Annotated in this window: 8 protein-coding genes; all 8 read right to left on the bottom strand. The window is 37.5% G+C overall.

The window, feature by feature from the left end:
• Positions 1–151: 151 nt before the first annotated feature.
• The 8 genes from ADH27_RS00470 to ADH27_RS00505 all read right to left on the bottom strand — a co-directional run bounded on the left by ADH27_RS00470 (position 152) and on the right by ADH27_RS00505 (position 11,326).
• Entirely contained in the window at positions 152–2,017 is a 1,866-nt protein-coding gene (locus ADH27_RS00470; protein WP_048714863.1) for a DUF4435 domain-containing protein, read from the bottom strand.
• Between the two features lie 9 nt (positions 2,018–2,026).
• A complete protein-coding gene (locus ADH27_RS00475; protein WP_048714865.1) occupies positions 2,027–3,244 on the bottom strand; it encodes a restriction endonuclease subunit S in 1,218 nt (405 codons plus the stop codon).
• On the bottom strand, positions 3,241–4,596 hold the full coding sequence (locus ADH27_RS00480) for a reverse transcriptase domain-containing protein (RefSeq protein ID WP_065426888.1): 1,356 nt from the start codon (positions 4,594–4,596) through the stop codon (positions 3,241–3,243). The genes ADH27_RS00475 and ADH27_RS00480 overlap by 4 nt, the downstream gene beginning before the upstream one ends.
• A 515-nt stretch (positions 4,597–5,111) precedes the next feature.
• On the bottom strand, positions 5,112–5,927 hold the full coding sequence (locus tag ADH27_RS00485; protein WP_239681761.1) for a hypothetical protein: 816 nt from the start codon (positions 5,925–5,927) through the stop codon (positions 5,112–5,114).
• 486 nt (positions 5,928–6,413) lie between these two features.
• Positions 6,414–9,407: a type I restriction endonuclease subunit R gene (locus ADH27_RS00490; RefSeq protein WP_048714871.1), complete on the bottom strand. Its 2,994-nt coding sequence runs from the start codon at positions 9,405–9,407 to the stop codon at positions 6,414–6,416.
• Positions 9,408–9,533: 126 nt separating this feature from the next.
• Entirely contained in the window at positions 9,534–9,899 is a 366-nt protein-coding gene (locus ADH27_RS00495) for a TIGR02328 family protein (protein ID WP_048714872.1), read from the bottom strand.
• Entirely contained in the window at positions 9,900–10,277 is a 378-nt protein-coding gene (locus ADH27_RS00500) for a YbgA family protein (RefSeq protein ID WP_048714874.1), read from the bottom strand.
• Between the two features lie 113 nt (positions 10,278–10,390).
• On the bottom strand, positions 10,391–11,326 hold the full coding sequence (locus ADH27_RS00505; RefSeq protein WP_048714876.1) for an Rpn family recombination-promoting nuclease/putative transposase: 936 nt from the start codon (positions 11,324–11,326) through the stop codon (positions 10,391–10,393).
• Positions 11,327–11,569: the final 243 nt, after the last annotated feature.

Consider the following 11,569-nt stretch of genomic DNA (forward strand, 5'->3'; position numbering starts at 1 on the left):
CTCCCTTTGAAAAGATCAAAGGGGCTCACTTATACTATTCGAAAAATGATGGGCACATGGATGCAGATAAGGATCATTTTTGTAGGTTAGATAAACATATCTTGTAAGAGTTTTTAGTGTTTAAAGTTAGGATTATAAAAAACTAGCATCCTTAATTATTATTAAGCAAAGTTACAAGTTCACTAAAATATTTGTTTCTCAATAAGTTTTGCAACTCAGAATCTGTTGCAATACTACTTAATGCCTTATTTTTAAAATTGCGAGTGATTACATTATCTCCTAGTTGATTGATTATTTCTTTTTTTAGGTTACAAATCTTTAAAATTGATGAGAAATTTGATGAAACTAAAGCTTCTTCAACAATAGAAGTTATAGTTTCAACTGTTGAAGTTACATCGAATCTAGTTACTAAACCTTTTAAAAATTTTTGAGCATCATGTTTAGTTGGTTTATTTTTCTCTATAAAATGGCTTTCCATAAATTCATCAAGTTTCTTTTTCAAGGCGATACTTATTATCTTATCTTTATTTTTTATACATAAACTTTTAATAGCTTCTTGGAATTTATTTAATTTTTGATCTTTATCTTGATCATCAGATGCCAAAACTGACTTTACTATTTCTTCATTCACTAGAAGCATCTCTATCTCATTAAAAGGGAGTACAAAAATATTTTTCTTTTTATATTTCGTAATTTTCGCATCCTTCATCCAATCATAATCAATAATGCCATATGCTTTATTTCCATGCATTTTGTCTAAATTATTATAAGCTTCAGTATGCTGAATGACTTGTTTATGCCCTTGTACCGGTTTTACAAAACAAAATTTACTGAATAGTTTAGAATAGATTTTATAATCTATACTAGTTTTAGTTCCCTCACAAAATAATATTGGTTTCCTTGTGCCAGAAACTTCTGTTAATAAGGATAAAGGAAATTCTTGTGTACCCTCCAAAACCTGATGCTCCAAATCATAAGGTGCTTCAAATTTCTTACACCATATGTAACTTGCATTTGTTCTAGATTGAACAAAGTCCATATTATGTGAAGCAAAAACAAATTGACAATCCGATCGCTCTGATATCAGCAAATCCCACAATTCATTATAGACAGCAGCGTTTAAGAAAGTCTCAGGTTCATCAACGATAATATAGCTATTTTCTGGAGCTAGAAGGACATTACCAATATAAAACAATATGCAACGTTCTCCATCACTAAGTCCATTTATACTATATTTAGATCCAGTTCTTACAACTTCTAAAACTCTATGATTAGATTCAGGATTAAATGTTATTTCTGGGAAAATTTGATTCCATATTTGTTCCACTCTATCCAATAAAGTTATAGGTAAATTTTTTTCTTTTCTTGATCTACGAGTAACTATGTCTGTGTAGTCTTTTACCAACAATGTTATTAATTTAGTAAACGTATTTGAAAAATCATTTTCAATCTTTGTTGGAAACAAATCAATTGTTTCATATTTAAGATCAACTTCTTTTAAATCTTGAATGTATCTTTCTCTAGTAATTCCATTTCGATCATGGATATTTGAAACAAAATATAATAATTTCTGTGCTGGCAAAACATACATTTCATTACTATTAATCTTACTATTATTCTTTCTTAATTCATTAATAAGACTTGATTTCCCTGCCCCGTTTGCCCCTATAATAACAGTAGTAGAATCTATTTTAGCAATAAAAGAGAAAAGTTTAATTACTTTGAAATTATATATAATTTGAGGAAATAAAGAATCATACAAATGAATATCACCACCATAACAATTGTAGATACTTTCTAACAAATTATCACGTAATGTTTTATACCTTACCGTTACATCATTAGACAAAACTTCTTCATTTAGCTCTTTATTTATAAAAGACATAAGTTCAAATAGATAATCATCTACTCGATTATATAAATCTTTTTCATAATCATATATTTGACTTAAATTATCTCGAAACCTTTTCTTTTCAGATTCTAACTTTTCAATCAAATCTTTTTTAGAACTATACATAATTCCTCCTTAGACAAACATATCCTGCAAGAGTTTCTTTTTCAAAGTCTCAAGCTGAGTAATTTTTTCTTGGTGAGAGTTAATGATATTATCGATGTTTGAGAAATAAGAGCCGATGGCTTGTTGTTCAGCTATTGGTGGTAAATAAAATGGAATCTCCGAAAAAGTTGGAAACTGTACACGTTGTTTTTCAATCAGAGTTCCTGTAGCAAATTGTTTATATTGATAAATTGCGTACGTTGTTTTCAATAGAATTTTTAAAAAATCATTATCAAATTTTTCTATATCTCTATTTTTCATCACAACATAATAACCAGAAACTGAAATAGTAACTTCATTATCGTTTAAATCCAAAGCACCTAATGTAAGATTCATTGGATTATAAACAAACTCATTTACATCAACCTTTTTAAATTTATCATTCTTTTTTACCAAAAAATCTCTTTTATAACGATCTGTTTTAGGTGTTAATCCCTTCTCAACTGTTAAACTCCATAACTCGTTTTCTACAGAAGGTTCAATATAATTTGATACTTGTTCAAAAATATCACCTAGGTAATACTTTCCCCACTCACCGTCGAATCCATCCAAACGAATCTCAGGAAGAGTTTGTCCAGGTTTCGGGAACATCTTGGAAAGCATGGTTGCCTTAAGAGATTGGTAGTTGGCAAGATTGTCCTTGCAGCTAGCCAGAAGGTCGTCGACGGTGCGGAAAAGGGCACCAATAGCAGATTGTTCATCAAACTCTGGAAGACTTATTTTCTTCGATAGCAAGTCTTCCTTGGTAATACCTTTAATTGAAGTTCCTTGTAGTTGTGCACTTTCTTTTTGGAGTATTCTATAGATACTATAGACTATGAATTGAGTATCACCATTTAAATCTGAGAGCGACAAAAAATCTTGGCTTGTTGCATAATCTTGATCTATGATAGCCAATTTACCAACACCAACTCTGGTAACAATAGCAATAGAATTTTTAGGAATTAATTTCGCTGACGAATTTTGCAATCCTTCCTCTGAAATAAATTTTTGCGGTATAACACCAAATAGTATATCCTTTTGGATATCAGATGACTGAATCCACGGTATAGAGCCACCCCAAAAAGTTGGCTCTTTTGTACTCGGAGTACCTCCTGTTTTGAACTGACTAGCTAAATCACTAATCTTTACAAAAAGCCAATTCTTATCAAATTTTTCAAATCTATATATAGGTGATTCAATTTTCATTTATTACTCTTTTCAATACGAGAGTGAATTCGGTACCCTAGCGCACTCTCAATTTTCTTCTTCCTATTTTTTAATTGTAACAACATCAAATTGTTTGTGTTTGGACTAATTTTATCAAAAATATGTTGAGCACGCTTAGCGTAGCTTATAAAATTACTCGGATAGTATTTGGATTTTCCAAAATCTGTATACAAAGAATAAATCTTATGTCGGTTAGGCAGTTTTGTTAAATTTTTATTTTTTTGAATACTTTTCGATTTGTAAATTAATTTTCTTGCTTCTCGATAAAATTTATAAATACTTTTTTCACGTAATCTAACATTAAAACCATCAAATGTAAAACCTAAATAATCAACGTGACTCTCTTTACCTAGGCTATTATATACTACATTATCTTTTATTTGATATGTTTTATTCTTTTCAGCTTGGAGACAAATCCTGTTAATTTCTGCTAAACTCTCCAATTTTGAATTCATTTTCTTTTCATAATCAATGCCATATTCATCCTTTAGCATATTCTCATTAAGTACTAAAATAAAATCGTCAGAATATCTTTGATAAAAACCATTAAAATCTCTTGCTAAAGCAGACAAATCCTTATCAAAATCAATCGCATATATATTAGCCAGCACACCACTCAAAGAATTGCCTTGTGGGATTCCATAAGAATTAGTGTTTATGTAGCATTTATGTGTTTTCTGATATTTCCTAAAATCTCTTATACTATTAAAATAACTATAATTCTTCTTTTGAACTAACGGGCTATTTGAGGATTCTAAACTTTCCTTATCAATATAAGCAAATTTTGTTATAGATTTAAAAACATTATACCAATCATCAGATAATTTTTGAACATTGAGTACTCGAATTAATCTTTCTTTCAACAATCTATGATCGAGAGTATCAAAGAAATGTTCAAAATCTCCAACAACAATTAGTGCATTTTTTTGACTTTCAATAAAAGATATAGCTTCCGCAGCAAAATTAATACTACTTTGATGCTTTTTATTGGTACGATAAGCAACTGAATATTGATTAAGCTTTGTACTTCTCATCCATTCATTATATTTTATGTTTAATAAGTCTGAGTAATATTTATAAATATAACTATCTAGGTGGCCAGAATACATTAAAGTACGAACTTTACGTTTTATAGGTCGAAAACTTGATATTTTTAATTGTTTTCCTACATACTTCTCAGTTATTCTTTCATAACGCAAAAAAGGAAGAAAGCTATGATGAGCAATCTTTTTGGAATTTGAAACATATAGTTTCACTTTATCAAAATTAATACGCTTATCAAGGTGCTTGTATTTCTTACAAATGTATAATTTTAAATTAATATCGTTCATAAAAATAAAAAAGGAGCAATATTAGTAATAGGTCGGTAATCCTATATATAACCAATATTGCACACATATTAAAATAAATTACCGATTTTTAAATTCGTCGTAATCTCAATAAGAATATTAATTAAAAGTTGTTTGAACATATCAAACATCTCCTTTCTTATTAATGAGTATTTGACTCTTTTCATAAGAGTAGAGATTGTCGTCACTAATTCTAGTTTGACAATCTCGACTCTGATACGCTGGCCGAAGGACAGTCGTGTCAAAATTCGTATTATTATCCTACATAACAACACGCCTGTAATGAAGATTACAGGTGAGAACGTCCAGAAATTATGGAGCGAAATCAAGTTCTGTACGATTGAGACAACGAAATTCATATTCCCACGCGGCTATACCCGTGGACTATATTATTATAACATTTTATAAAATTTCGTCAAGTTGTTGTTTAACTTCATTAATTGTATCTAAAAAAAGAGAAGATCATCCTTCTCCTCTTCGCACTATTCAACTTTATATTATCCTTTTGTCAAAAATTCAACTAATTCAACATCTAATAGGGATTTATTATCACTAAATTTTTCTACATGATTTAAATACTCAAGGAATAACTCTGGTGTCTTTTGTGTCTCATCAAGTATAAAATTCTTATCCTTATTTTCTCTATACTGAGTATCAATGATCCTGTCTCTAAGTTGTTTCTGAGTCAAAGGTTTACCCGAAGAATCCTGATTTTTTGGATCTTGTTGCATTCCTTTAAATATATATGATACGTATCTCTCAGGTGTTACTTCATATCTTTTATTTACGATATTTTTTGGAATTAAGATTAATAATGGATTACTTTTTTTCACATCTGGGTCAAGTAAATATCTACTCTTAAACTTCGACCATTCATGTTTCTTAATATCCCAATAATCAAATTCCATTGTATCTTCACTTATTCTCAAATTATGTTTCTTTGCTTGCTTTAATGAAAACTCAATTAGTTCCTTTTTCAGTAAACTAACTATTAAGTCAGTCATTCTATCTTTAGAAAATTTAAAAGTGAACATTGGCATAGCCACAGATGTTAGTAAGTTTTCTTGAACATGTTGTTGTGAACCATATACATATCCAAAAAATTGATTTAGCATTCTCATTGATACGCCTGTCCCACTAGATTTATTTTGAGAATATCCTAGATGAAATGCATTACATTCTTTTGAATGATTAAATAAATTTAAAGCATCATATTTCTTGTTATTTTGGTAAAGCCTATATACTGTTCTAATAAAATCATCAACAATTTTTTTAAAATTGTCTGGCAATAACAATGGATCTACAAATAACATAACATCTTCATTTGTATCAACATCTAAGAAGTCTAATCCTATTTGTATGTGTTCTCTATTTAAATACTTTGATAATCGAATACCGATCACCCACTTTCAATAAAATATGTAGAATGTAGGTTAGGATTTTTCACTTAGATTTACAATCTATCAAATAAATGATACACTAGATGTGGAGTTTTTGAATAGTGCTTTCCTGAACTAGCGAAAAATCCTAATCCTATCAAGTCGTCAGCGGCAACTGACGTCTTTTTTTCTACATTTAAAATTATAGCATACAAAAATTAAAAATCAATATCTTGTGGTATTTACTGGAAAAAAAATTACCAAACACAATATATAGTTAATCATTGCCTTATTAAGTTCATATTCCTATCATAATCTATATGTAGTGCATTTAATTTCTTAATGCAAAATCCAAAATCTCCCTTAGAACAGTCATTCTAGGGGAGATTTTGGATTTTATATTGATACTTTCTTCATTTCCTACCTCCCCACTCTCAGCGGTTCAATCACCTCTTCGATCAGTTGGGTATAGGCTTCTTTGATTTGTTTTTTGTAGCTGAGTGGGTTGAGGGCATCTGCTACTTCTGCTTTGTAGTCTTTGTAGCGTTGGCTCTTGGTCAGCTGGCTTTCACCGGCTTGTTTTTTGGCACCTTTGCGGTAGTGTTGGATATAGTAGCGCAGCTCATCGGCTCCAATATACCAGTTTTTGGCGAAGCTTACGATATGGCTATCGATGATGGATTCGATCATCTGATCCAAGACTCCAGTGATGGATTGTCCTCGGTAGCGTTCGGGCTCTTCTTGGACTTGGGTCCAGAGATTTTGGATGATCTCCGCTAGGCTTGGATTGGTCCGGTTCAGGCTCTCAATATAGCTATCCACGGTTGCGATATCTTTGTCACTCAGGGTCTGTTCGTCATTCTCCTCCTGCTGGATCATACTCTGAATCAGCATCAGGATATAGGCATAGTTGATCTCATCGACTTGGACGGACTCCAGCTCATAGTGGATGTCCAGTTCATCTTGGCTGTCCACTTCTGGGTCCCTGCTCTTGATCGCTGCCAGGATATTTTTATAGAGACCCAGATAGGCTTCGAGCTGACTGTCGCTGAGACCTGTTTCCCGATAGATCTCTTCCTTATCGTACTCTGAGTAGACGCGGATCGAGGCTTGGTACTTGTCAAAGACCTGATAGGCTTTAGCCACCTTGCGGAGCTGGGCTGTTGGAGCCTGTTCGAGGGCGACTCCTTCTTCTTCGAAGTCTGTGACTTGGCCTTTAAACTCTGCCCAGGCTTTTAAGAAGTTGCGCTTCTCTTCTTCCCAGCTGGGTGCCAGGACCTCATTTTCTCCCCCATTGGAGTAGAGCTTGAGGGCATTGTCGACGGCTTCCTTGAAGGCTAGAGGGCGCTGGAAGGTGATGATATGGCCGAAGTGCTTCTTGTCATCAAAGATCCGATTGGTCCGGCTAAAGGCCTGGATCAAGTCCTGTGGGCGCATGGGCTTGCGATCGATAAAGAGCGTAGAAAGACAAGGTGCATCAAAACCAGTCAAGAGACGGTCGACCACGATGACTAGGTCCAACTGCTCATTGCGGTAGAGGTACTTGTCCTGCTTTCTAGCCAGACGATTATTGACATCAGTGTTAAAGCCCCGCATATCTGCTAGGCTAAAATGCGTGCCAAACTCTTGGTTGTAGTCCTCCATGACCTGCTTCATGTGGTCTTGGTAGCCGATGGACTCTTCCTCATTTTCAGATACCGAGTAGGTGATGGTAAACTTTGGAAAATCTGGTAGGTGGCGTTTGACCCGCTCGGAGACCTTGACCCGCTCCTTTCCAGCGAGAATGCTCTTGAGCAGATTATAATAGGCCTGTGCACGTGGGATGGACTTGACTGTCAAGATAGCCTCATAGCTCTTTCCGACCCCTTTAGGGATATTGAGCTGTTGCTGGCTCTTATTGAGGATGGCATCTAGAACCTCTAGCATGTGCTCCTTGTCCTCATAGGCCTGGTCCGGGATTTCTTCTTCTAGGAGATCCGAGATGATAGTATTGCGATAGTCTACCTTAAAGCCCAGAACTGCTCCATCATGGATGGCTTCCTTGACGGTGTATTCATGCAGGCGATCGCCATACTGTTGGTGGGTGGTCTGAGCCAGGTCTCCCACTTGTTTGCGTTTGTTTTCCTTAAAGATCGGAGTCCCTGTAAAGCCATACCAGAGAGAGTTCTTGAAGTAGGCTTTGATCTCCTTTTGCGTCTGTGGCGTGACTGCCCGGTGGCACTCATCCACGACAAAAGCCACGCGCAGGTCCTTGATCTTCCCAGCATCCCGCTGGTACTTCCCTTCTTCGAACTTACGCATCATGGTCGTGATTTTCTGGATGGTGGTGACTACCACGCGCTTGTCATTACCACCTAGGCGCTTGACCAGTTCGTGGGTATTGTCCGTCTCGTCGATGTCGATGACATCATTGGCCGCATAAGAAAGGAAGGACGAGGTCGTCTGCTGGTCCAAGTCTCTGCGGTCGACGACAAAGATGGTCTTTTGGATCGCTGGAATCTGCAAGAGATTGCGCGCTACTTTGTAAGAGGTCAGGGTCTTGCCTGAACCGGTCGTATGCCAGATATAGCCCGACTCTTGACGGCGAGAAGCTTCCTGCACGGCCTCAATAGCATGGATCTGGTAGGGACGCAGGAGGATGAGGGCTTTTTTACTGTCGTCGATGACCGAGTACTGCATGACCATCTGGTGGGCCCGTGGGATGGAGAGGACCTCATGGGCAAAGCTGTTGAGATCGATCATGGGCTGGTTGTCCTTGTCCACCCACTTGGTCAGGAATTGCTTGTTTAGCTTGCTTTCACGGGCTGCAGCGATATAGCGTGTGTCGACTTTATTGGTCACGACAAACATCTGTAAGCTCGAGTAAATGCCCCGGAACTTACCTTCTCGGTCGTACTTTTTGATCTGGTGAAAGGCATCTAGAAAGGCTACTCGTGGACTCTTGAGTTCGATATGGATGAGAGGCAGGCCATTGATCAAAAGGGTCGTATCGAGCCGTCGATCCTGGTCTAGCGGATAAGCCTTATCGCGTTCGACTTGATTGACCACTTCATAGCTTGACTTACCAGCAGCGATATTGTCCCGCCAGATGACCGCGAGACGGATGGTGCCTAGACTGGCATCCTCACGTTGAACTTCAACCTTGGCGATGCCATTTTCACCAGCAAGCCACTTGGCTGCTTCATAGTAGCTGACAAAGTTGAGCTGGTTCTTGATCTGGCGCTTTTCTTGGTCGGTCAAGGGATGGTCCGCTAGTACGGTGACATTGTTTTGCGCCAGCTTGTCAAAGAAATTGTCCCATAACTGGTCTTCATTCTTGAGATCCTCGCGGTAGGTCCACTGACTCTCTCCTGATGTCAACTGCTGGATCAACTGTCTTTCGATCTCAAGTTCTGGAGTTGCTACTGCCTTCATCCCTCTATCCTTTTCCTGTACATAATCTCCTATTATTATAGCATGTTTGGGAAAGAAATTAACGCTCTCAAAGCATTTTGTTGGTTTTTCGCGTAAAAAAACGAACCTGGTCTGGTCCGTTTTTTCTTAATCTAATTGAATCCCTTTTTCTGCTAGGTTATCTAGGCATTCTTGGAGGTAAGTGTCCTGATGCTCGGGATAGATGGGTGTACTCAAGGCTTCTTCTCCCAGTTCTGGGTAGGCTGGGCAGGTCTTGCCTCGGTAGGTCGGCTCCCACCACTCTGGGCTTACCTTGTAGCCACGAGCGGTCATCTCCTCCATGATCAGGCGGTGATAGGCATAGAGGCGATAGGGCGAATAGTCAAAGACATAGTTGACCGTCGCGTGCTTCTTGCCCCAGCCATTGCCTCGAAGGGCGCAGCATTCCCGGTGTTGGCCTAGGAGCTGGGGACGAGGGAGTTTGGGAATCAAATCTTGGTGCCACAGTCTCATCTATTGACCTCCTAGTAGTGTCGAGTCTTGCAAGTAGCGATTGGGATAGCGCTCTAGGAGCCTCTGGATCCCCTTGATGAGATCTTCTTGACTAGCTTGCCCATGTTGGTACTTTTCAAGTACCAACATGAAATCCGCCTTTTCCTCAGGAGTCGCCTGCTTTTTGAAATAGCCCCAGACATGCTGGAAGGCATTGGAGACCTGGCCACGATTCTCCGGTAAGGCCAGCGCTTGCTGGATCAGGTCCTCGACGTGGCTGACCTCCACCTGGTCTTGCTTGAGGTATTCCCGGATCTCCTTGTAAATGTTGCTGGAATGACTCAGCACCAGGTATTTATTTTTTGCCCATAGGACTTGGCAGTGATGTTTTTGATCCACTCGTGTCTCCTTTTGATCTTCTCTATGAATAGTCCTCCCATTATACCATGGAAATGAGTTAAGTCATAAAAAAAGCGGACCTACAAGGCCCGTTTTTCTCTCTGTTTTATTTATCAAAGGGAGGCTTTTAACTGTTCTATCTGCTCTTCACTTAAATCGGTGTACTGTTGGACTTCCTCAGTGCTAAAGCCATTGGCCAAGAGTCCTTGGGCGATACGAAGGGTAGCTTCTTCTCGTCCTTGTTCTAGTCCTTTTTTTAAACCTTGTTCTAATGCAATCTTGCCAGCTTCTTCCTTGGTTTCTTTGAGCAAGGTTTCCATACACATGTTCCAGTTTTCTCTGAGGCGGATGCGTTCATCTATCATGTCTTTTTCCTCCTTGGTCCAATTGGATGGGATTAAGAGTGACTCTGCTTGTTCGATCACTTGATCTGGCTGATGACTAAAGGGATGATTCCCGAAGAATTCTAGCCACTGTTGCAATGGATCACTCACTTGCGCCCCTCTCCTTTCATTATACTTGTCCAATTCTAAAAAGGCAAGTCGCAATAGATTATGACGTTGATTCCCCTTGCTATTAGCGAGAAGGGGACCCCCATGGATGGCATGACGCACTTCATACACATTGACAGGAGAAGCCTCATCAGGGAAAATACTTTTCTCCAAGATCGCAATCCCATAGACTGGAACCAGATCCTCGTACATCTGATGGGTCTGGCCTTTCTTCCGTTTCTTCCGGACATTTTCAATCAACTGGTTGGCCAAATAATAATAAAAACGATTGACAAAATACTCCTGCTTCATGACTTGAATCTCAATAATGACTTCTAGGCCTGTATCCAATTTGGCCCTTACATCTACAGAAGTTTCAAATGGGAAATCTCCTAGGAAACCTTGTTCATGAATTTGATTGCCTTCTAAGATTTCTACCGAGCGGATGGGTAAATCCAAGACCTCTTGGATAAATTTTGCAGTGACATCTGGAATACTAAAAATTTTCTTTGCAATCAGATCCAGAGTGGGTGAAATATGGGGATGACGTTTGCGCATCTTTTTCCTCCTTTTACATTCTTAATAAGGGAGAACCAACTCCTCCCTCACTTATATCATTCGTAAAAAAATTCACTCCCACGAAAAATAGTCTGAGACCTACTCAGACATTAAATATAGAAAGACCATTTTTTCATAAAACAATCATCGATTTTACAAAAAATGTATTAGTTTAAAAGTGATTAAAATAGAGACTGAAACTTTCCGCCGTGAGAAAAGTGCCTGAAACAATATTGTTTCAGG

This window comes from Streptococcus sp. 343_SSPC (genome assembly GCF_001072385.1).
Taxonomy (GTDB): domain Bacteria; phylum Bacillota; class Bacilli; order Lactobacillales; family Streptococcaceae; genus Streptococcus.